At 59.4% G+C, this 22,584-nt stretch carries 17 protein-coding genes and 3 tRNA genes; 15 read left to right on the top strand and 5 right to left on the bottom strand.

The window, feature by feature from the left end; all coding sequences use genetic code 11:
- Positions 1-74: 74 nt before the first annotated feature.
- The 3 genes from mscM to rsgA form a co-directional block, all read right to left on the bottom strand.
- Entirely contained in the window at positions 75-3,380 is a 3,306-nt protein-coding gene (gene mscM, locus ACL2XN_RS13835; RefSeq protein ID WP_413722075.1) for a miniconductance mechanosensitive channel MscM, read from the bottom strand.
- A gap of 29 nt (positions 3,381-3,409) precedes the next feature.
- A complete protein-coding gene (gene asd, locus ACL2XN_RS13830; protein WP_413722076.1) occupies positions 3,410-4,297 on the bottom strand; it encodes an archaetidylserine decarboxylase in 888 nt (295 codons plus the stop codon).
- Between the two features lie 71 nt (positions 4,298-4,368).
- Positions 4,369-5,415 (bottom strand): small ribosomal subunit biogenesis GTPase RsgA, encoded by a 1,047-nt coding sequence (rsgA, locus tag ACL2XN_RS13825; protein WP_413728901.1) that lies wholly within the window; start codon positions 5,413-5,415, stop codon positions 4,369-4,371.
- Between the two features lie 102 nt (positions 5,416-5,517).
- On the opposite strand from rsgA, the gene orn reads away from it, so the two are divergent.
- The 3 genes from orn (at position 5,518) to ACL2XN_RS13810 (ending at position 6,576) form a co-directional block, all read left to right on the top strand.
- Complete coding sequence (gene orn, locus ACL2XN_RS13820; protein ID WP_413722078.1) at positions 5,518-6,063, top strand: oligoribonuclease; 546 nt, start codon at positions 5,518-5,520, stop codon at positions 6,061-6,063.
- Positions 6,064-6,333: 270 nt separating this feature from the next.
- Positions 6,334-6,408: transfer RNA gene (locus ACL2XN_RS13815), tRNA-Gly, on the top strand.
- Between the two features lie 93 nt (positions 6,409-6,501).
- Positions 6,502-6,576: transfer RNA gene (locus ACL2XN_RS13810), tRNA-Gly, on the top strand.
- A 148-nt stretch (positions 6,577-6,724) separates the two neighbouring features.
- Here ACL2XN_RS13810 and ACL2XN_RS13805 read toward each other — a convergent pair.
- Positions 6,725-7,597, bottom strand: a complete 873-nt coding sequence (locus tag ACL2XN_RS13805) for a phosphonopyruvate hydrolase (RefSeq protein WP_413722079.1) — start codon at positions 7,595-7,597, stop codon at positions 6,725-6,727.
- Between the two features lie 419 nt (positions 7,598-8,016).
- Here ACL2XN_RS13805 and ACL2XN_RS13800 point away from each other — a divergent pair.
- A tRNA-Gly gene (locus ACL2XN_RS13800) sits at positions 8,017-8,091 on the top strand.
- A 300-nt stretch (positions 8,092-8,391) separates the two neighbouring features.
- On the opposite strand, the gene queG is transcribed toward ACL2XN_RS13800, so the two are convergent.
- Positions 8,392-9,531: a tRNA epoxyqueuosine(34) reductase QueG gene (gene queG / locus ACL2XN_RS13795; protein WP_413722080.1), complete on the bottom strand. Its 1,140-nt coding sequence runs from the start codon at positions 9,529-9,531 to the stop codon at positions 8,392-8,394.
- Between queG and nnr the strand changes: the two genes are divergently transcribed.
- The 11 genes from nnr to ACL2XN_RS13740 all read left to right on the top strand — a co-directional run bounded on the left by nnr (position 9,530) and on the right by ACL2XN_RS13740 (position 22,283).
- The gene (gene nnr / locus ACL2XN_RS13790) at positions 9,530-11,044 is read left to right on the top strand and encodes a bifunctional ADP-dependent NAD(P)H-hydrate dehydratase/NAD(P)H-hydrate epimerase (protein WP_413728900.1); all 1,515 of its coding nucleotides are present in this window, start codon (positions 9,530-9,532) and stop codon (positions 11,042-11,044) included. The two genes, queG and nnr, sit on opposite strands and share 2 nt — an antisense overlap.
- Before the next feature lie 9 nt (positions 11,045-11,053).
- Positions 11,054-11,533 (top strand): tRNA (adenosine(37)-N6)-threonylcarbamoyltransferase complex ATPase subunit type 1 TsaE, encoded by a 480-nt coding sequence (gene tsaE / locus ACL2XN_RS13785; RefSeq protein WP_410012159.1) that lies wholly within the window; start codon positions 11,054-11,056, stop codon positions 11,531-11,533.
- Complete coding sequence (gene amiB / locus ACL2XN_RS13780) at positions 11,530-13,245, top strand: N-acetylmuramoyl-L-alanine amidase AmiB (protein WP_413728899.1); 1,716 nt, start codon at positions 11,530-11,532, stop codon at positions 13,243-13,245. Before tsaE ends, amiB begins: the two co-directional genes overlap by 4 nt.
- 19 nt (positions 13,246-13,264) lie before the next feature.
- Entirely contained in the window at positions 13,265-15,190 is a 1,926-nt protein-coding gene (gene mutL / locus ACL2XN_RS13775; protein ID WP_413728898.1) for a DNA mismatch repair endonuclease MutL, read from the top strand.
- 4 nt (positions 15,191-15,194) lie between these two features.
- Complete coding sequence (gene miaA, locus ACL2XN_RS13770; RefSeq protein WP_410016631.1) at positions 15,195-16,127, top strand: tRNA (adenosine(37)-N6)-dimethylallyltransferase MiaA; 933 nt, start codon at positions 15,195-15,197, stop codon at positions 16,125-16,127.
- A gap of 115 nt (positions 16,128-16,242) precedes the next feature.
- A complete protein-coding gene (hfq, locus tag ACL2XN_RS13765; RefSeq protein WP_331121869.1) occupies positions 16,243-16,554 on the top strand; it encodes an RNA chaperone Hfq in 312 nt (103 codons plus the stop codon).
- Positions 16,555-16,650: 96 nt separating this feature from the next.
- Complete coding sequence (gene hflX, locus ACL2XN_RS13760; protein WP_410012156.1) at positions 16,651-17,931, top strand: ribosome rescue GTPase HflX; 1,281 nt, start codon at positions 16,651-16,653, stop codon at positions 17,929-17,931.
- A 57-nt stretch (positions 17,932-17,988) separates the two neighbouring features.
- Positions 17,989-19,254 carry an FtsH protease activity modulator HflK gene (gene hflK / locus ACL2XN_RS13755; protein WP_410012154.1) on the top strand — a complete coding sequence of 422 codons (1,266 nt, stop codon included), beginning with the start codon at positions 17,989-17,991 and terminating at the stop codon, positions 19,252-19,254.
- Between the two features lie 3 nt (positions 19,255-19,257).
- Positions 19,258-20,274 (top strand): protease modulator HflC, encoded by a 1,017-nt coding sequence (gene hflC / locus ACL2XN_RS13750; protein ID WP_410012153.1) that lies wholly within the window; start codon positions 19,258-19,260, stop codon positions 20,272-20,274.
- Positions 20,275-20,683: 409 nt separating this feature from the next.
- Positions 20,684-20,884, top strand: coding sequence for a DUF2065 family protein (locus tag ACL2XN_RS13745; protein WP_410012152.1), 201 nt, complete (start codon positions 20,684-20,686; stop codon positions 20,882-20,884).
- A 100-nt stretch (positions 20,885-20,984) separates the two neighbouring features.
- Positions 20,985-22,283: an adenylosuccinate synthase gene (locus tag ACL2XN_RS13740; protein ID WP_410012151.1), complete on the top strand. Its 1,299-nt coding sequence runs from the start codon at positions 20,985-20,987 to the stop codon at positions 22,281-22,283.
- Positions 22,284-22,584 lie beyond the last annotated feature (301 nt).

Below are 22,584 nucleotides of genomic sequence, written 5' to 3'. Positions count from 1 at the left end.
CTCAACAACGGGCATGGCGCGCCGCCGCCGCGCCCGTGCCGTCAGGCCGGCGGGAAAGAACCTGTCCCGCGCGGCTACAGGGACCCGGATCTGAACGTCGTTGCGCCTTTGGCGGTTTCCATGCGCACCTGGAAAGGTGGGAACGGCATTTCCAGGCCGTGTTCGCGGTAGCCTTCAAGAATCAATTGGTTCAGCTGATGGCGCAGCGGCATGCGGTGGCCCATTTCCGCCGCGTGCACCCGCAGATCGAAGAGCATAATCCCCTGCTGTAAATCCACCAGATAGGCTTCCGGCGCCGGGTTATCCAGCACCAGCGGACAGCGCTGCGCCGCCTGGGTCAGGATGCGGGTGACTTCTTCGCTGTCGGCGTCCGGAGGCGCCGGGATGGTCAGCACGATACGGGTGACGGAATCCGATAGGGACCAGTTAACAAACTGCTCGGTGACAAAAGCCTTATTCGGCATGATAATTTCTTTGCGATCCCAATCGGTGATGGTGGTGGCCCGGGTATTGATGCGGGTGATATTGCCGGTCAGGTCGCGGATGGTCACGGTATCGCCGATGCGGATCGGTTTTTCAAACAAGATGATCAGGCCGGAGATAAAATTGGCGAAAATTTCCTGCAGCCCGATGCCCAGGCCGACGGTGAGCGCCGCCACCAGCCACTGCAATTTCGCCCATTCGATGCCGATCCACGAAAAACCGATCAACGCGCCAATCAGCATCAGCATATATTTGGTGATGGTGGTAATCGCATAGCCGGTGCCCGGCGTCAGCACCAGATGCTGCAGCAGGGCCAGTTCCAACAGGGCCGGTAGGTTCCTGACCAGTTGGGTGGTGATGATCAGCACCAGCACCGCGACCAGCACCGAGGCCAGCGAAATCGACTGGATCCCTTCCTCGCCCTTGATGGTGGAACTCACATCCCACAGCTGGATATTTTCCAGGAAGGCAAACGCCGAATGAATCTCCGACCATAACCAGATAACCGACACCAGGGCGATAAGCGTCAGGAGGGATCGCACCAGACGCAGCGACTGGGCGCTGATAACGTCCAGGTCGACTATCGGCTCATCCACTTCGGCGGCGGCTTCGGAAAGCTGCGACGGGGACAGATCTTCCTCGTGACGGGCGCGTTGCGCCAGCATTTCCGCGCGGCGCTGCTTGGCGCGCTCAAAGGCGATGCGCCGCCGCTGGATAAACATCCAGCGGCGGATGATATGGTAAATGACCAGCAGGAAAAACCAGATCGCCACCGAGGTTTCCAGCCGCGCCAGCAGGTCCTGCGCCGTGGCGAGATGGCCGAGCAGGGCGGCAATCGCCGCGACCAGCGGCGCGCACAGCATCAGGTTCCACAGGGTGCGGTTGACCACGTTGTCCCCGGTGCCGGATTTATCCAGGTAAAGCGGGATGCCGGCCCGTTTCAGGCTGCTGGTCACCAGGCTCAGGGCCGCGCACAGCAGGACAAAGCACAGGCGGCCCAGGGTACTGGAGAATTCGCGGTCATTAAGATTATCGAAGGTGATCAGGGCCATGATCAGCGGCACGATAAGGCCGATGGCCAGGGAATAATAACGCATCGCCCGCGCCACCCGTTTCTCCGGCCAGCCGAGATGCACGATAAACAGACCGCGCGCATGGGCAAAGTGGGCGCTGACCATAAACAGCCACAGCACCGGCACCGTGGCGATCACGCCGTCGCCGATGGCTACCGCCACCGGATAAGGCCACGCATGCTGCAGGCCATAGCCCAGCGCCGCCCACAGCACCGGCAGGGGAAGGGCGGCGGCTATCGACCAGAACACGGTGCGCAGCGTCAGGTAAAAATAGTCTTGATTGACCTTGCCGACCTTACTGGCCGAGCGCTCGAGGAAGGCGTGGTAATGACGGCGGGAACTGATGCTGAAACCGACCAGCACGATGGCGCAGAACAGCGGGATCAGCGTCTCCTGGCTGGTCGCCATCATGACCATGGCGCCGCTGAGCTGGGTGGCGGTATCCAGCGAGACCAAACGCCTGAGATCCTGGGCCACGTGGAGCGGAAACGCGAGGGTGACCGGGCTGACGTCCGCCACCCAGAACAGATAGCGGTGCGCCGCTTCCCGGATTTCCGCCATGGCGTCCACCAGCTGGCTGTTGGCTACCTTGAGCTTCGTCATTTCCAGTATCTGGTTATCGTAGCCGGACAACAGGGAATTGAGCAGCTCGCGCTGGGTACGCAGCTGCGCGTCCAGGATGCGCCGCTGCTCGGGCGTCAGCGGCGATCCGTCGTCCTGCTTGCTTTGATCCAGCTGGGGACGTTTGTTCATCAGATCTTCATAATGCAGGCGGCTTACGCGCAGCTGGGCCATATCGCTGTCGAGCTGCTGCGGTTTGGGCAGATCCGGCAGGCGCGACACCTGGGCGCGCAGCGTCTCGCCGAGCGCCGGCGAATCCCCCAGCCATTGCGCCTGCTCGCGCAGGGTGCTCAGCGCTTGCCTGACCTGCAGCGCCTGCGCCGCGGCCTGGCGCTGCTGGGAGGCGATTAAATCCATACGCTGCGCCTGCTCGTTAAGCGCCACCGACAGTTCGCGGTTTATCTGCAGTTGGCTGGTGATGACGGCGGGCAGGTCGCCGCTTTGCTCCGCCAGCTGTTCTGTGCGCTCCAGCGCGCGCTCCGCCTCCTGCTGGCGGAGACTGTTGAGCCGAAAGCGCAGCGCCTGCAGGTCCATATCCACCCGGTCGTGGCGTTTTTTCAGCATATCCATCCGCAGGCGCGACAGTTCCTGGCGGTTGTTGGCGCTCAGTTGCGCCAGCTCCAGTTCGTTGACCCGCGCCCGCCGCGCGGCGGCTTCCGCCTGGATCTGCATGAGGTGCGCCTGCGCCAGCGGCGTGGCGGCGCTGGCGCTCTGTGCCTGCAGCCGCTGTTCGCTATCGCTCAGGGCCCGGCGCGCTTCGGTTTGCTGTTGCGGCAACTGGCCCAGCGAGTCGCTGATTTCCCGGGCCTGTTCCTGCTCCTGTTGCAGTTGACGTGCCAGTTCCTGCAGGTCGCTGCTGGTCTGCAGCACGCGCTGCTCCAGTTCGCTTAGCGAGAGTTTGCCGCTGACGTCGGCGGCTTTGTCCGGTTCGCTGTCGCGTTGATCGCGCAGTTCCCGCGTCAGTTGAGGGAAATTGTCGATGGCGCTGCGATATTGTCCGGCGCGCGCGGCGGATACCTTGCCGTCGTTGATAGACGAAAGCGCGCCCTGGAGGGCGTCGATGATTTCCGCTTGATTCGCCGCGCCCTTATTCGCTTCCGCCTGCTGAAGTTCTTTTTTAACCTGGGCTTCGTCGGGAAAAGCGGCGGCGAATGACGGGGCGGCGAGCAGCCACCCCAGCAATAGGATGATAATCGGGCGCAATCGGGTTCTCTCTGGTTGCTCCGGGCCGGTTAAGGCAACGGACTGTCCGCCTGGGCGATGCCGGTGGCGAGACGTTCGCCGACGCGGGTTGCCGCGCGACTGTGAAGATGATCGCCCAGGGAAACGCCGCCTTTGGCAAAAAGGTTCACCACCGTGGAGCCAAGCTTAAACCGCCCCATCTCCTGGCCTTTCAGAAATACCACCGCACCGTCTTCATCCGCCGTCGGATAGCGCCAGCGCTTGATAATGCCGTCGCGCGGCGGCGTCACCACGCCGGACCAGGTGGTCTCGATACTGCCGACAATGGTGGCGCCGACCAGGATTTGCGCCATCGGTCCAAAATCGGTGTCGAATACGCAGATCGCCCGTTCGTTGCGGGCGAACAGGTTCGGTATATTGGCCGCGGTCAGCGGATTGACCGAAAACAGCTCGCCCGGCACATAAATCATTTCCCGCAGGATGCCGTTGCAGGGCATATGCACCCGGTGATAATCGCGCGGCGCAAGATAGGTGGTGACAAACGCGCCGTCGCGAAAGAGCTCGACCAGACGCTCGTTGCCCGCCAGCAGCGCTTCCAGGCTATAGTGATGCCCCTTGGCCTGAAAAACCTGTTCGCCCGCTATCGGTCCCGATTGGGAAATGATGCCGTCCGCCGGCATGACCAGCGTATCGGGATCGCTGTCGATGGGACGCGCGTCATCGCGCAGCGGCCGGACAAAAAAAGCGTTGAAAGTAGGATAGGCCGACGTATCGGGCTGCTGCGCTTCCTGCATATCCACCCGGTAAACCCGCACGAACAGATCGATGACCAGTTTCGTCAGCCAACCTGCCTGCAGTTCGGCCCCCCAGCCGGCCAATTGGGTCAGCCAACGCTTGGGCAATAAATACTGCAATGCTATTTTGATCCTATCGAGCACAGAAACCTCGTACATGCGTGGGTGAAACAACAACGAACCGGGAGAAATTGTAGCGGCGCTCAGGATAAATGTCAGTGATCCGTTTCGGAAAAGGATTTACGTGTTTTTACCTGCGACATGCTGTCGAGTATCTGATGATAATTCTCGAAACGAATGGCAGAAATGTCGCCGCTCTCCACGGCGGCGCGGATGGCGCAGCCCGGATCGGTATCATGCCGGCAGTCGCGGAATTTACAGTTGCCCAGATACGGCCTGAATTCAATAAATCCCTGGGTGACCTGTTCTGGTTCCAGATGCCATAAGCCGAATTCCCGCACGCCGGGGGAATCGATAACCTGGCCGCCGCTTTTGAAATGATACATGCGCGCCGTGGTGGTGGTGTGCTGGCCGAGTCCCGAGTTATCGGACACGGTATTGACCACGATCTGCGCGTGTTCAGGAGGCAGCAGGGCATTAAGCAAGCTGGATTTGCCCACCCCGGACTGCCCCGCGAAGATGCTGATGCGATCCGTCAATGCCGCCTCAAGCCCTGCCATCCCCTCGCGCGTCTGGCTCGATACCATCAGTACGCGATAGCCTATCCGGCTGTAGACTTCCATGGTGGCGTCCACCCAGGCCCGTTCCTTTGCGTCCAGCAGGTCGATTTTATTAAGTACGATCAGCGGTTCAACCTCCACTGTCTCGCAGGCCACCAGATAGCGGTCGATAATGTTCATCGACAGCTCCGGCAAGATGGCCGATACAATCACGATTTGGTTCATATTGGCGGCGATGGGCTTGACGCCGTCGTAAAAATCCGGCCGCGTCAGCACCGAGGTCCGGGGATGAATCGCCTCGATGATGCCCTTGATGCCTGATGAGGCCTCGCTGCCGGGCCGCCAGACCACCCGATCGCCGGTCACCACCGAACCCAGCGTGCGGCGCAGGTTGCAGCGGTGTATGATACCGTCCGCCGCTTCCACGTCGGCGTGCATGCCGAAGCGGCTGACGACCGTGCCTTCCTGGGCCTGGCCTAAAAGCGAGTCATCCCAATCGACGCCGCGATCGGTTCTCAGGCGGCGCTGATGATTTGCCTGTACGCGCCGCTGCTGGCCTTTGGACAGTTTATTTTTAGTCACCGTGCCTCACTTGTAGCTCATGAATCGCCCGTGGCGATGAAAACGTCTATGATACACAGTATTCTAACAGAAACGCCGTGAAACCTTAGCAACGAGAAAATCATGCCGGTAAATGACAACAACCTGATTTGGATCGATCTGGAAATGACCGGGCTTGATCCCGAACGCGATCGCATTATTGAAATCGCCAGCCTGGTGACGGACGCCAACCTAAATATCCTGGCGGAAGGCCCGGTATTGGCCGTGCATCAGACGCAAGAGCAACTGGCCGTCATGGACGAGTGGAACGTGCGCACCCATACCGCCAGCGGCCTGGTGGAACGCGTCCGGGCCAGCCGTATCGACGAGGACAGTGCGGTGGCGTTAACGCTGGCGTTTCTGCGGGAATGGGTGCCCGCCGGGAAATCGCCCATCTGCGGCAACAGCATCGGCCAGGACCGTCGTTTCCTGTTCCGCTATATGCCGGAACTGGAGGCCTATTTCCACTATCGTTACCTGGATGTCAGCACGCTTAAGGAACTGGCCCGGCGCTGGAAACCGCAAATCCTGGAGGGGCTGACCAAAAACAGCAGCCACCAGGCCCTGGATGATATCCGCGAGTCGGTGGCGGAACTGGCCTATTACCGCGAGCATTTTATTCGTCTTTGATTATTTATCGCCGGCGCCGCGCCGCTCACTGGCCGCGCGGATAAGCCGCTGATGTTTCATTGATTGCCGGTAAAAACGCCATATTGCTGTTTTTATCGGCAGTTGAGCGAAAAGCGCAGATTTTTGCCCGTCGGGGCTTGCAGGGAAAATGTTTTCTCGTATAATGCGCTCCCCGTACCGGTGCAAAATATTGTCGTGGCCGCGTGCGTAATCGGAATATAGCGTCAGCGATAGACGTGGACTTTATCACTCGGTGATAGAGCATAAAAAGCGGGAATAGCTCAGTGGTAGAGCACAACCTTGCCAAGGTTGGGGTCGCGAGTTCGAGCCTCGTTTCCCGCTCCAAACATTGCAACATCGGGTTTCGTCGGCATGACAAAACGCGATGCATAAAGAAAAAATGCCTTCCGGCATAAAAAAGTGATTCAGAATAACAATGCGGGAATAGCTCAGTGGTAGAGCACAACCTTGCCAAGGTTGGGGTCGCGAGTTCGAGCCTCGTTTCCCGCTCCAATTAGTACGTCGCGGGCGCCCGTTCAGGGCGGTGACGGATAGATGCCACAGGGCGAAAGCCCTGTGGCATTTTTCATTGCAGTCCCGGCACGCCCCCCGACATCCCTCCCCGCAGGCAGGCCATACCACGGTCAGCGCCGTGAACGCCTCAGCGCAAAAAGCGTTTTTCAATAGCGCGCATATAAGCATCCCCTTGCCAGGTGATGATATCCTTGACCGCGGGAAGGGTGGCGTCGACATTCTGTATGCCGCCGTCACGGCGGATCTGCGCGAACACGGCGCGCATCGCGCCCGCGGCGGCGCGAATGGCGTGATTGCCGTAGATCACGATGCCCACCTTGCCGCTGGCGGCGATATCGGCCTCGGTAAGCTGCGGATACGCCGTGGGCACCAGCACCAGGGGAACCCGGCCTGTCCAGGCGGCGATAAAGGCCAGGATCTCGTCGGGCGTCTTCTGCCTGGAGTGGATCAGGATGGCGTCCGCGCCGGCTTCCTCATAGGCTGCGGCGCGGCGCAGGGCCTCGTCCTGGCCCAGCCCCGCGATCAGCGCCTCCACGCGGGCGATAACGACAAAATCCTTGTGCCGCCGGGCGGCGATCGCGGCGCCGATCTTGCCCTGGAATTCCTCGATGCGCACCAGTTCCTGGCGGCCCTGCGCGCGCAGGCTGGTGTCCTTGGGAAAGGTCTTGTCTTCCATCACCACGGCCGCTGCGCCGGCGGCCTCGTATTGCGGAATGATGTAGCTGACGTTCACCGCATTGCCGAAGCCGGTGTCGATATCGGCGATAAGCGGCGTCGACACGGTGGCGGCGATGGCGCGCATCATCTCCAGATGGGTGCCCATCGACAGGATGTTGGCATCGGGCACCGCATAGCTCGCCGACAGTTCAAAGCCGCTGCCCCAGATACCGTCAAAACCCGCTTCCTCGGCAAGCCGCGCCGCCAGCGGATTGTGCGCGGCCATGGCGGTAAACAGGCGGCGGCTGTCGAGCGCCGCGCGCAGGGTGTTGGATGTGTGCATTGGTATAGTCCTGATAGCAGTTGACGTGGTTGGATGTTACAAAAAGCAAGGCAATTCGCCAAGGGAATAAGGCCGGCGGCCGGCCCGTCCCGGATAACGGTTCAGGTCGCCGGTCGCGCGCCGTAATGTAAACGCACCACCCGCCCTTCCGTTGCCGTAACGGGTAAATCGCCGTCTACGGTTCGCCGGGGAGAGACAATAAATTTCCGCCGAGTTATTGACTCTCTTAGGGTATCAGTCCATAATCTCGTCCATTCCTGAGCGGGGATTTGTAAAAAAAGCTTTCTATTTCAAATGGTTGAAAGCAGCTGTTTCGAAAAGGCGCCTTTGCTCGGCAGATGTTTTTTATCGGCGGTCGACGTGATGACCCAGGGTCATTCCCGCAACAGACAGCCAGACGTTACTCAGTCACACATAAAGCGGGAATAGCTCAGTGGTAGAGCACAACCTTGCCAAGGTTGGGGTCGCGAGTTCGAGCCTCGTTTCCCGCTCCAACATCAAAATCCGCTTACATTCAATGGCTATCATGCATTTGCGCATCGCGGCGGTTACAGCGCGGGCCAAAATGTTTTGAACAGAGTTATCCACAGCGCAGCCTCGTAATAATAATTTTCCCTTACCAGTGTTCAGATCAAAAGAAAAGTTTAGTCCTTTGATATTTATCAATTAAAATTTATTTAAAAACGTCGGTGGCGCCTATTGCCTTTTTTAGCGTGCTTGATTGCCAACGGTTTTTTAATTTTATCCACAGGCGGGAATTTTTAAAACATTGCGCTATAATCAGCTGCCGCGGCTTACGCGTCGCGAACTAAACCCTTTTCAATCGCCCTTACCAGCCGCTTTTGCTGCGCGGTCTGTACGCTGACCGTCCCGGCGTCCCGCCGCAGCAGTTGCTGATCGATGGCCCAGCGTATATGCACGTCAAGCATGGCGTTTTCGCCCAGCCGTTCCCGCAGGGCGAGCACGACATTATCTTCATAAGGGGCATTGCCCAGGGCTACCGCCACGTTGCGCAGCCAGCGCAAATGGCCGATGCGCCTGATGGCCGACCCTTCGGTAACGCGCAGGAACCGCGCCTCGTCCCAGGCAAACAATGCCAGTAATTCCGGGGTATGCAGTACCGCCCGGGGGCTGAAGTCCGGCTCGTCGGTTAATTGGGAAAAACGGTTCCACGGGCAGATTAGCTGGCAATCGTCGCAACCGTAGATGCGGTTGCCAATCAGCGGACGCAGCGCCTCGGGGATCTCGCCGTCCAGTTCGATGGTAAGATAAGAAATGCAGCGGCGCGCATCCACCTGGTAGGGCGCGACAATGGCGCCGGTGGGGCAGGTGGTCATGCAGGCGACGCAGCGCCCGCATTGTTCCTCCTGGGGCTGGTCTACCGGCAGGGGCAAGTCGATGAGTAATTCCCCGAGGAAAAACCAGGAGCCGGCCTCGCGATTCAAGATTAGCGAGTGTTTACCAACCCAGCCGATGCCGGCCTTGGCGGCCAGGGGGCGCTCCATGATCGGCGCTGAGTCGACAAACGGCCGAAAGTTTACCCCTTGGCACCAATCCTGAATTTTGTTGCCCAACTGCTTAAGACGCTGACGTAAAACCTTGTGATAGTCGCGTCCCAGCGCATAGCGGCTAACATAACCCATACGGGGATTATTCAGGGTACGGGCAAAGGCGGCCCCGGCCGGCAGGTAATTCATCCTGACGCTGATGACCCGCAGGGTCCCGGGCAGCAATTCATGGGGGCGCGCGCGCAGCATGCCGTGACGGGACATCCAGGCCATTTCGCCGTGATACTGGTTGTCCAGCCAGGTTTGCAAGGCGGGCTCATGGGCGGCCAGATCGGTATCGCAGATGCCGACCTGTTGAAAACCCAGTTCCCGCCCCCATTGCTTGATAAGCCGGGCTAATTCCAAAAGATCAAAAGGGTATGACATGGCGGACCATAAAAAGAAAACAAGCTCTGCAAGTTTACCACATTCCGTCTACGGGGCGGAGTGGCTGCGGGGCTGGGAACCGGAGGCGGCGGATCTTGCCGGGGTAACGCTGTATGAATTAATGGAGCGCGCGGGGGCCGCCGCCTGGCGCGCCCTGAGCTGGCTTTATCCGTTTGCCGGCCATTACCTGATCCTGGCCGGCCACGGCAATAACGGCGGCGACGCCTACGTGGTGGCGCGCCTGGCCCGGTCGCAACGCAGGCAGGTAACGCTTATCGAGTGTAAGGGGACCCACCCGCTGCCGGAACAGGCCCGGCTGGCGCGCCAGGCGTGGCTGGATGCCGGCGGGACGGTCCTGGGGGCCGACGCCGTCTGGCCGGAGCGGACGGACGTGATTATCGACGGTTTGCTGGGCACCGGCCTGGCGGCGGCCCCGCGCGCGCCTTATAGCACCCTTATCGCGGCGGCTAACGGCCATGCCGCCCCGGTCGTCGCGCTGGATATTCCCTCCGGCCTGAATGCGCAAACCGGCGCGGTGGCGGGGGCGGTGATAAACGCGGCGCATACCCTGACTTTTATCGCCCTCAAGCCCGGTTTGCTGACCGGCAAAGCGCGCAGCGTGACCGGACGGCTACACTATGACGACCTGGGACTGGCGCCCTGGCTGGCGCGCCAGGCGCCGGTTATGGAACGGCTGACCGCTTCGCAGCTGACGCGCTGGCTCACACCGCGCGATCCCTGTTCCCATAAAGGGGATAACGGGCGTTTACTGATCGTCGGCGGCGATCGCGGCCTGTCCGGCGCCATTCGCATGACCGGAGAGGCGGCGCTGCGCGCCGGCGCCGGCCTGGTGCGGGTACTGACCCGTGAGGAAAATATCGCATCGTTGCTGACCGCCCGCCCGGAACTGATGGTCGAGCCCCTTAACGACGCGTCCCTGCGCCAGGGGCTCGAGTGGGCGGACGTCATTGTCATCGGCCCGGGACTGGGCCAGACGGAGTGGGGGAAAAATGCGCTGCGCGTTGTGGAAAACTGCACTAAACCTATGTTGTGGGATGCGGATGCGCTTAACCTGCTGGCATTCAACCCACAGAAACGTCACAATCGTATTATCACCCCGCATCCCGGGGAGGCCGCCCGCCTGCTGAATACTAAGGTAGGCGACATTGAAAGTGACCGCTTACTCGCGGCGAAAAATATCATTAAACGGTACGGCGGCGTGGTGGTCCTGAAAGGCGCCGGCACGCTTATTGCCGACGATGAAGGCCGCATGGCCGTCGCCGATGTCGGTAACGCCGGCATGGCCTCGGGCGGCATGGGCGATCTGCTGTCGGGCATTATCGGCGGTTTGCTGGCGCAGAAACTGCCGCTGTATGAGGCGGCCTGCGCCGGCTGTGTCGTGCATGGCGCCACCGCCGACCAGCTGGCGGCGGAAAAAGGAACGCGGGGTATGCTGGCCACGGATTTGCTGCCCGCGTTATCTCAATTTGTTAATCCTGAACGTATCGCATAGAAATCAGACATGGACAAACGTGTATTACCTTTGCCGGACGAAACGGCGACCATAGCATTAGGCGCGGCGCTGGCCGCGGCCTGCCGACAATCCTGTGTGATTTATCTCTATGGCGATCTGGGCGCCGGCAAAACAACGTTTTGCCGCGGTTTTTTACGCGCCCTGGGCTACGCGGGCAATGTGAAAAGCCCGACATACACCCTGGTCGAACCTTATGAATTAACGCCGAGGACGGTCTATCATTTCGACCTTTACCGTCTGGCGGATGCTGAAGAACTGGAGTTTATGGGCGTGCGTGATTATTTCGATCAGGATGCCCTGTGCCTGGTGGAATGGCCCCAAAAAGGCCAGGGAATACTGCCTGACGCCGATATCGTCCTGTCGCTTGAGTATGTCGGCGCCGGGCGCCAGGCGCAGCTGGAGCCCCGATCCGATCGCGGCGCGCATATCCTGGCGCGGCTGGCGTCACGCCGGGAAAATCATTCATGATGCTGAAGATCAGGACGATTTTATTCATTGTGTTCGGGTGCCTGATGGGACAGGCGTTAGCGGCAAACCTCAGCGATATCAATGTGACCAACGGCGACGAGCGCTCGACGGTGACGCTGGGTTTTGCCGCGCAGCCGGTGTATGCCTTCTTTTCCTTGCACAATCCGGAACGGGTGGTGGTGGATATCCGCGATAGCGCCGTGGCCCAAGGGCTGCCGCTGAACTTTAACGGCCAGAACATCATCAGCCGCATTCGCAGCAGCCAGGCGCCCGACGCGCAGAGTATCCGGCTGGTATTTGAACTGACGCGCAAATCGCGCGTGCAGGCCGCCGCCGCACAAGAGAACGGCCGCTATACCCTGGTCTTTACCTTGACCGGACAGCCCCGGCCGGCGCAGGCCAGGCCCGCGCAGGTTACCCCGTCGCCAAATCGCGCGCGCGTTACCCGCGCGGCGTCCGGCGAGGCGACGCCGGCGGCGCAGGACAATCCGTTTGACGGCGCGCCCGCCAACGCGGCGCCTGCCGCACGGGGACCGCGGCGCGCGGTGGCGTCCGGCGATCGGGTGGTGGTGGCCATCGATGCGGGGCACGGCGGGCAGGACCCCGGCGCCATCGGGCCAAACGGCCTGAAGGAGAAGAATGTCACCATCGCCATTGCCCGCAAACTGAAAGCGCTGCTGGATGCCGATCCGATGTTCAGGCCGGCGCTGACCCGCGACGGCGATTATTTTATCTCGGTCATGGGCCGCTCCGATGTGGCGCGTAAACAGGGCGCCAGCGTGCTGGTGTCGATACATGCCGATGCCGCGCCAAACCGCAGCGCCAACGGCGCGTCGGTTTGGGTCTTGTCCAACCGCCGCGCCAATAGCGAAATGGGCAACTGGCTGGAACAGCATGAAAAGCAATCGGAACTGCTCGGCGGCGCGGGGGATTTGCTGGCCAACAGCGCCGCCGATCCGTATCTCAGCCAGGCGGTGCTGGATTTGCAGTTCGGCCATTCACAGCGGGTAGGGTACGACGTCGCCACCCGGGTGCTGCGGCAGTTGCGCAACGTCGGCTCGCTACATAAAGCGCGGCCGGAGCACGCAAGCCTTGGAGTATTGCGCTCACCGGATATTCCATCGCTTCTGGTGGAAACCGGTTTTATCAGCAATACCGGCGAAGAGCGGTTGCTGGGCAGCAGTGATTACCAGGATAAAATTGCCAACGCCATTTATCTTGGCCTGCGGGCGTATTTCGCGTCGCATCCGCAGCAAAACGGTCCGAAGCTGGAAAACCGGCCGCAGGGCGTCAGTTCGGCGATGGATGCCGGCGCCAGCGGCGTGCAGGCGGTGTCGCAATCCACCGCCGGCGCGGTACAGCCCGCGGGCGGCGCGGCGGCATCGGCAACGGTGACCCGCCATACCGTGCAACGGGGCGAGACCCTGTCCGGCATCGCGGCGCAATATGGCGTCAGCATGGCCGCGCTGCGCGATCTGAATAAACTGAAACGGGATGTCGTCTGGGTAGGACAGCGGCTGAAAATTCCGGCGGGCGCCGTGCCGCAACAAACGCAGGCCGCCCGCGCGCGCCGTCATAAAGTGGCGGTGGGGGATTCGCTGACCGGCATTGCCGCAAAATATGGGGTGCGCAGCGATACCCTGAAACGCGTTAATAAGCTTAAATCCGATAATGTCATGTTAGGTCAGACGTTGATTATTCCACCCGCATAATGCCAGAGGTAATGCCGTCATGCCCATTCAGGTGCTGCCGCCACAGCTAGCCAACCAGATCGCCGCGGGCGAGGTGGTGGAACGCCCCGCGTCCGTGGTGAAGGAACTGGTGGAAAACAGCCTGGACGCCGGGGCCACCCGCATCGATATCGATATTGAAAAAGCCGGCGCCAGGCTTATCCGCATCCGCGATAACGGCTGCGGCATCGATAAAGACGAGCTGGCGCTGGCGTTGGCGCGCCACGCCACCAGTAAAATTGTTACGCTCGACGATCTCGAGGCGATCGTCAGCCTGGGTTTTCGCGGCGAAGCGCTGGCCAGCATCAGCTCTGTGTCGCGCCTGACCCTGACCTCGCGCACCGAGGCGCAGAGCGAAGCCTGGCAGGCCTATGCCGAAGGCCGCGATATGGACGTGACCCTGAAGCCGGCCGCGCATCCGGTGGGCTCGACGGTGGAAGTGCTGGACTTATTTTACAATACGCCGGCGCGGCGCAAATTCATGCGCACCGAAAAAACCGAGTTCGCCCATATCGACGAGGTGGTAAAACGCATCGCCCTGGCGCGTTTCGACGTGACCTTTACCCTTACGCATAACGGCAAGCCGGTGCGGCAATATCGCGCGGTGACCCAGGAAGCCCAGCATCTGCGCCGGCTGGGCAGTCTGTGCGGACCGGCTTTTGTGCAGCGCGCGCTGGCGGTGTCGTGGAGCCATGGCGATCTGACCATTCGCGGTTGGGTTGCCGACCCCCGCGGCGGCGGCGAGCTGCCGGAAATGCAATATTGTTACGTTAACCAGCGCATGATGCGCGATAAGCTGATTAACCATGCTATCCGCCAGGCCTATCTGGAGCAACTGACCGAAGGCCAGCAGCCGGCGTTTGTGCTGTATCTCGAGGTGGACCCGCATCAGGTGGATGTCAACGTCCATCCGGCCAAGCATGAGGTGCGTTTCCACCAGGCGCGCCTGGTGCATGACTTTATTTACCAGGCCATTATTTCGGTGCTGCAACAAAGCGCCGCGCCGGCGCTGCCCCTCAATGACGAGGCGCAATCCGCCGCGCACTGGTCGCCGGAAAATCGCCAGGCCGCGGGTAAAAATACCCTGACCGCCCCCGCCACGGCGCCGCTATTCCCCGCCGCCGAACGCCCGGGGCGCGCCGGTGGCCCGGCCCGGGGGGCCGTGTCTGCGGGGGCGTCCGGCAGGGGCGCCCTGCGCGAACCGGCGGCGGCTTATCCCGCCGGCCCCGGTTACCAGAAAAAAGAGGGCGAATTATACCGGCGGCTGATCCAGCCGGGCGCGCCGGCGCGGGAGGATCGCGCGGCAGGGGCGCGTGATGCGCGCCAAACCGCGGCGCTGCCGTCGGCCGCCGCGCCGGATGATACCGGCGACGCGCAGAGTTTCGGCCGGGTATTGTCCATTTACCCGCCCTGTTATGCCCTGGTGGAATTTCGCCGGCGCCTGGCGCTTATCGCACTGCCGGTGGCGGAGCGCTGCCTCAAGCGCCGGCAGCTGACGCCGGAGGGCGAAGGTCTGCGCGCGCAGCCGCTGTTGATTCCCTTGCGCATGGCGCTGCAAGAGCCCGAAGTGGCCGCCTACCATCGCCATCAGGCTTTATTGACTGAACTGGGGATTCAATTGCAGGTTCATCAGCTTCAGGCCACGCTTAATGGCGTACCTTTACCATTACGCCAACAAAATTTACAAAACTTGATTCCCGAACTGTTAGGCTATCTGTCGGGAAAGGAAGCGGTTTCCACCGACATTATCGCCGGCTGGATCGCCGGCCGGTTGAGCAGCGAGCAGCATGACTGGAGCCTTTCCCAGGCAATCCAACTGCTCGCCGAGGTAGAGCGGCTGTGTCCGCAATGGGTTAAAAATCCGCCCGGCGACCTGCTGGTGATGCTGGATCTCGAGGCCGCCGTAGAGGCCCTGAAGCATGAGTGACGTGATGAACGACGCGCACCGTCCCACGGCCCTGTTCCTGATGGGGCCGACCGCCTCGGGTAAAACCGCCTTGGCCATGGCGCTTTGCCGGCATTTGCCCGTAGAGATCATCAGCGTGGATTCGGCGCTGATCTATCGTGGCATGGATATCGGCACCGCAAAACCCGGACCGGAAGAACTGGCGCAGGCGCCGCATCGGCTCATCGACATTAAAGATCCGGCGCAAGCCTACTCGGCAGCGGATTTTAGCCGAGATGCGCTGCAGGCGATGTCAGAAATCACCGCATCCGGACGTATGCCGTTACTGGTTGGCGGTACAATGCTCTATTTCAAGGCGTTGCTCGAGGGATTATCCCCCTTGCCCCCGGCAAATCCTGAAATTAGGGAACGTATCGCCCTGGAAGCGGGTCTTAAGGGATGGGAGGCTATGCATCGTCAGTTGCAGACGATCGATCCGGTGGCGGCAACGCGTATTCATCCTAATGATCCCCAGAGACTGTCCAGAGCACTGGAAGTTTTTTTCGTTTCAGGTAAAACTCTAACGGAACTGACGAAAATATCTGGCGAAGCATTGCCTTATCGGGTTCATCAGTTTGCGATTGCGCCGCAAAACCGCGAAGAGTTGCATCAGCGTATCGAGCAACGTTTCCACCAGATGCTGGCCGCCGGTTTCGAGCAGGAGGCCAGGGCGCTTTACCTGCGCGGAGATTTGCACGCCGATCTGCCCTCCATCCGTTGTGTGGGTTATCGCCAGATGTGGTCATATCTCTCAGGTGAAATCGATTACGATGAAATGGTGTTTCGTGGGATTTGCGCAACCCGTCAGTTGGCCAAGCGCCAAATGACATGGTTGCGCGGTTGGCGGTCAGTGCACTGGCTCGATAGTGATAAGCCCCATTCAGCCTTAGATACGGTATTACAGGTTGTTAGTGCATAGGTCGGGTGATTGTGTACAATTGAAAAGTACTGAACGCGTTTTTTTTTTAAATCGTTAATTTTAGAGCCACACATGGTTCTTGTTACAAACAACAAGCACATAAGGAAAAGATAGAATGGCTAAGGGGCAATCTTTGCAAGATCCGTTCTTGAACGCATTGCGTCGGGAAAGGGTTCCGGTTTCTATTTATTTGGTGAATGGTATCAAATTGCAGGGCCAGATTGAGTCATTTGACCAGTTTGTCATTTTGTTGAAAAACACGGTTAGTCAGATGGTTTATAAGCATGCCATTTCTACGGTAGTACCATCGCGTGCGGTGTCGCATCACAATAACAATCCGGCCAGTGGTGCCAGCAGCAGCAATTATCATCATGGCAGCAATCCTGCGGCGCCTGCACAGCCCCAGGAAAGTGATGACGTCGAATAAGGCGCATCCGGCTTAACCATACCGCGGTGCTTTAGCGTGTCGCTGACGCTAAGGCTCCGTTACAACTGCGGATTATCCGTTTGAGAGGTTGTACGCTTGTTTGACCGTTACGATACCGGTGAGCAGGCCATACTGGTTCACATTTTTTTCTCACAAGACAAAGACACGGAAGATCTACAGGAATTTGAGTCGCTGGTATCTTCCGCCGGGGTAGAAGCGTTGCACGTCATCACCGGGAGCCGCAAGGCACCCCACCCCAAATATTATGTCGGTGAGGGAAAGGCCGTTGAAATCGCCGAAGCGGTTAAAACCAGTGGTGCGTCTGTTGTATTATTCGACCATGCGTTGTCGCCGGCCCAGGAACGAAATCTTGAGAGCCTGTGCCAATGCCGTGTTATCGACCGAACCGGACTGATTCTGGATATCTTCGCGCAGCGCGCGCGTACCCATGAGGGTAAGCTGCAGGTTGAGTTGGCGCAATTGCGTCATCTTGCCACGCGCCTGGTGCGGGGATGGACCCACCTTGAGCGGCAAAAAGGCGGTATCGGTTTGCGCGGGCCGGGTGAAACCCAGCTTGAAACCGACCGCCGGTTATTACGCAACCGCATTACCCTGATACTCTCGCGCCTGGAGCGGGTGGAAAAAACGCGCGAGCAGGGGCGCCGCGCCCGCAACCGCGCCGATGTCCCCACGGTATCGCTGGTGGGATACACCAATGCCGGTAAATCCACCCTGTTTAACCGGCTGACCCAGGCGGGGGTGTATGTCGCAGACCAGTTATTCGCCACCCTTGACCCCACGCTCAGGCGTATAGAAGTCGACGATGTCGGCGATACGGTCCTGGCGGATACCGTCGGTTTTATCCGCCATTTGCCCCATGATCTGGTGGCGGCGTTTAAGGCCACGCTGCAGGAAACGCGCGAAGCCACTTTATTGCTGCATATCGTGGATGCGTCGGATGTGCGCAGCCAGGAAAATATCGCCGCCGTGGATGCGGTGCTGGCTGAAATAGACGCGGATGAAATACCGGAATTATTAGTCATGAATAAAATCGATATGCTGGACGATTTTGTGCCGCGTATCGATCGCAATGAGGAAAATGTGCCGGTACGGGTATGGTTGTCCTCCCAGACCGGCGAAGGAATTCCGTTGCTTTTTCAGGCGCTGACCGAGCGCCTGTCGGGCGAGATTGCTCAGCACGAGCTGCGCTTGCCTCCGCAGGCGGGACGTCTACGCAGCAGGTTCTACCAGCTTCAGGCAATTGAAAAAGAATGGATCGAAGACGACGGCAGCATGGGTTTGATAGTCCGGTTACCCATCATCGACTGGCGTCGTCTTTGCAAGCAGGAAAACGAGTTGGCGGACTATCTTGTCTGACCGTCCTTTGGGAACAAAAGCCTGAAGACTACTAATTAAGTAAAATGGAGCTAAAACATGGCGTGGAATCAGCCCGGTAATAACGGACATGACCGCGACCCGTGGGGGAGCAGCAATAATAATAGCGGCAACTCTGGCGGAAATAATAATAAAGGCGGACGTGAACAAGGACCTCCCGATTTGGACGATATCTTCCGTAAGCTCGGCAAGAAGCTGGGCGGGTTCGGCGGCAAGAAGTCACCGGATAGCACCGGCGGCGTCAGCGGTCCCGCGCGCGGCGGCCGTTATGTCGGTCTCGCTGTCCTGGCGGTGGTCATCATCTGGGCCGGCAGCGGTTTTTATACCATCAAGGAAGCGGAGCGCGGGGTTGTCACACGTTTTGGCAAATTCGATCGCCTGGTCCAGCCCGGCCTGAACTGGAAACCCACCTTTATTGATCAGGTGGTGGCCGTGAACGTCGAATCGGTACGGGAGCTGGCCGCCTCCGGCGTGATGCTGACCGCCGATGAAAACGTGGTGCGCGTGGAAATGAACGTGCAGTACCGGGTTACCGATCCCGAGCGCTATCTGTTCAGCGTCACCAATGCCGATGACAGCCTGCGCCAGGCAACCGACAGCGCCCTGCGCGGCGTGATCGGCAAATACACCATGGATCGTATCCTCACCGAGGGTCGTACCGTGGTCAGAAGCGATACGCAGCGTGTGCTGGAAGAAACCATCCGTCCTTACGACATGGGCATTACCCTGCTGGACGTCAACTTCCAGGCCGCCCGCCCGCCCGAGGAAGTCAAAGCCGCGTTTGACGATGCCATTGCCGCCCGCGAAAACGAGCAGCAGTATATTCGTGAAGCCGAAGCCTACGCCAATGAGGTGCAGCCACGCGCCAACGGCCAGGCCCAGCGCATCCTTGAGGAAGGCCGCGCCTATCGGACCCGCACCGTGCTGGAGGCACAAGGCGAGGTGCAGCGTTTCGCCAAGCTGTTGCCTGAATACAAAGCCGCGCCGGAAATTACCCGCGAGCGTCTTTACATCGACTCGATGGAGCGTTTATTGAGCCATACCCGTAAAATTCTGGTGAACGATAAAGGCGGCAACAATGTGATGGTGCTGCCGTTGGATCAACTGCTGCGCAATCCGCCGGCCCCCGACGCCAGCCGTAAGGATACCAGCGCCAGTACCCTGCTGCGCCTGCCGCCGCTGTCCGTCAACGCCGCTGGAGTGGCGGAGCCGGGCCAGAATGAAAACAGCGGTTCCGGTTCCGTCATGGACCAGCGCAGGGCCAACGCCCAGCGTGACACCACCACTCGCGTAGGGAGGGAATAACCGATGCGTAAGCCTTTAATCCTTATTGTTGTCGTGGCGCTGGTGGTGTTGTACGCCTCGTTGTTCGTGGTGCAGGAAGGCCAGCGCGGCATCGTGCTGCGCTTTGGCAAGGTATTGCGCGATAGCGAAAACAAGCCGGAAATCTTCTCGCCCGGCCTGCATTTCAAGATTCCGTTTATCGAAACGGTAAAAACCCTTGACGCGCGTATCCAGACCATGGAAAACCAGGCCGATCGTTTCGTCACCATGGAAAAGAAAGATCTGATTGTCGATTCCTATATCAAATGGCGTATCAGCGACTTCAGCCGGTATTACCTGGCGACGGGCGGGGGCGATGTGTCCCAGGCCGAGGTGCTGCTGAAACGTAAATTCAGCGACCGGTTGCGTTCCGAACTGGGCCGTCTGGACGTGAAAGGGATCGTTACCGATTCGCGTAACCGTCTGATGACCGATGTGCGCGAGGCGCTTAACAGCGGGACCGCGGGCGATGGCGAGGTGGAAACCACCGCGGCGGATAACGCTATAGCGTCGGCGGCGGCGCGTGTGGAACGGGAAACCAAGGGCGCGCAGCCGGCGGTGAACTCGAACAGCATGGCGGCGCTGGGTATCGAAGTGGTGGATGTGCGTATTAAGCAGATCAGCCTGCCGGCCGAAGTGTCGGACGCCATTTTCCAGCGGATGCGGGCGGAGCGTGAGGCGGTAGCCCGTCGCCATCGCTCGCAGGGACAGGAAGAGGCGGAAAAGCTGCGCGCCGCCGCGGACTATGAAGTGACCCGTACGCTGGCGGAGGCTGAGCGTACCGCGCTTATCACCCGAGGCGAGGCCGATGCGGAAACCGCCCGGCTGTTTGCCGACGCGTTTAGCCAGGATCCGGCGTTCTTCGCTTTTATCCGCAGCCTGCGGGCTTACGAGAACAGCTTTAGCAGCAATAACGACATCATGGTGCTGAGTCCGGATAGTGATTTCTTCCGATTTATGAAATCACCGGCCACGACCACCACGACGCCGTTGGGTCGTTGAGTTGCTAAACCCCAGGCACGGTCTCCCTTTAACACGCCTGCCTGGCGATGGGTGTTGGCGGGCCTGCCCTGCCATGGGGTCTCGGTCGGGCGGGAAAGCCACGCCCGATTCGACCCCATCGGCATGGTCTCCCTTTAACACGCCTGCCTGGCGATGGGTGTTGGCGGGCCTACCCTGCCATGGGGTCTCGGTCGGGCGGGAAAACCACGCCCGATTCGACCCCATCGGCATGGTCTCCCTTTAACACGCCTGCCTGGCGATGGGTGTTGGCGCGGGCCTACCCCGCCATGGGGTCTCCCTTTAACACGCCTGCTTGGCGATGGGTGTTGGCGCGCTCCTGCCAGGGTTAACACGGTATTGTTATCAAGTACGGGCCCGTTTGTACGGGCCTTTTTTTTATGAGGTCGTCATGAATCCTACTGTATGGATGGCGTTGGGGCTGGTATTGGTGCTGGAAGGCCTCGGTCCTCTGCTGTTTCCGGGCGCCTGGCGCAAAATGATCGGCGCCATGACCACGCTGCCGGATAAATTATTACGTCGCTTCGGCGGCGGTCTAGTGGTGGCCGGCGGTGTAATCTACTACATGTTGCGAAGCAGAATGGGAGGATGATCGCACAGATAAAAAACAGTCCGGCCTGAGGTTAAAAAGTACTGAAAGCCCGGGACTGAGATGTTAGAATCCTTTTTTAAGCAATCTGGTGAATTGAGAGATGGGTAAGAACGTTGTCGTACTGGGCACCCAATGGGGTGACGAAGGTAAAGGCAAGGTCGTAGACCTGCTGACTGAACGGGCAAAATATGTGGTTCGCTACCAAGGCGGACACAATGCCGGTCATACTTTAGTTATCAACGGTGAAAAAACCGTACTTCATTTGATCCCCTCTGGTATTTTGCGTGAAAACGTAACCAGCATCATTGCCAACGGCGTCGTATTATCGCCGGAAGCCTTAATGAAAGAGATGGGCGAACTTGAAGCGCGCGGCGTACCGGTACGTGAACGTTTGCTGATCTCCGAAGCCTGCCCGCTGATCCTTTCCTACCATGTTGCTCTTGATATGGCGCGTGAGAAAGCCCGTGGCGACAAAGCCATCGGCACCACGGGACGCGGCATCGGCCCCGCCTACGAAGATAAAGTTGCGCGCCGCGGCCTGCGCGTCGGCGATCTGTTCAACAAAACCACCTTCGCCGCCAAGCTTAAGGAAATTGTTGAATACCATAACTTCCAACTAGTGAATTATTATAAAGTGGAAGCGGTGGACTACCAGACCATCCTTGACGACGTTCTCGCGGTTGCCGATATCCTCACCGGCCTGGTGGTTGATGTGTCCGAGCTGCTGGACACCGCCCGTAAAAACGGCGAGCTGATCATGTTTGAAGGCGCCCAGGGCACCTTGCTGGATATCGATCACGGTACCTATCCGTATGTCACCTCATCCAATACCACCGCGGGCGGCGTTGCCACCGGCTCGGGTATCGGCCCGCGTTATGTAGACTACGTGCTGGGCATTGTTAAAGCCTATTCCACGCGTGTCGGCGCAGGCCCCTTTCCCACCGAGCTGTTCGATGACGTCGGCGAATACCTTTGCACCAAAGGCAACGAATTCGGCGCGACCACCGGCCGCCGCCGCCGTACCGGCTGGCTGGACGCGGTTGCGGTGCGCCGCGCGGTGCTGATTAACTCTCTTTCCGGTTTCTGCATGACCAAGCTTGATGTGCTTGACGGCCTGAAGGAAGTGAAAATCTGCATTGCCTACCGCATGCCGGATGGCCGCGAACTTAAGACCACCCCGCTGGCGGCCGAAGGATGGGAAGGTATCGAACCTATCTATGAAAGCCTGCCGGGATGGAGCGAATCCACCTTCGGCGTAAAAGAGTTTGATAAGCTGCCGGAAGCGGCCAGGCGTTATATTCGCCGTGTCGAGGAAGTCACCGGCGTACCGGTTGATATTATCTCTACCGGTCCGGATCGCACGGAAACCATGATTTTACGTGATCCTTTTGACGCGTGATCGCGGTTAAATCGTAAAAGCCAAAAAATGTAACAAACCGGGCATTGCCCGGTTTTATATTTATTATTAATAAGTTAGCCCGTCGGTAGCCCCTGTCTCCTCCCCAGCAGTTGACAAGTCTTATAGCCTGATTGGTTCCTAAAGGTTACTCTTATTACCATCGTTTTCTTGTTATCTGTCCTCTTGTCGCCATGCCCGCTGTTAGGGATAGCAGAAGTGCGGTTAGCAGGACGTAAACCCCGATCAATAATATTGATCTGTTGTAGTGCGGATATAGCGTGGATGTTGTGCGGAACGTGGT

It is taken from the genome of Sodalis sp. RH22 (assembly GCF_047324165.1).
Taxonomy (GTDB): domain Bacteria; phylum Pseudomonadota; class Gammaproteobacteria; order Enterobacterales; family Enterobacteriaceae; genus Acerihabitans.
Note: the sequence above shows the minus strand (reverse complement) of the source record. Positions and strands in the feature narration are given on the sequence as shown.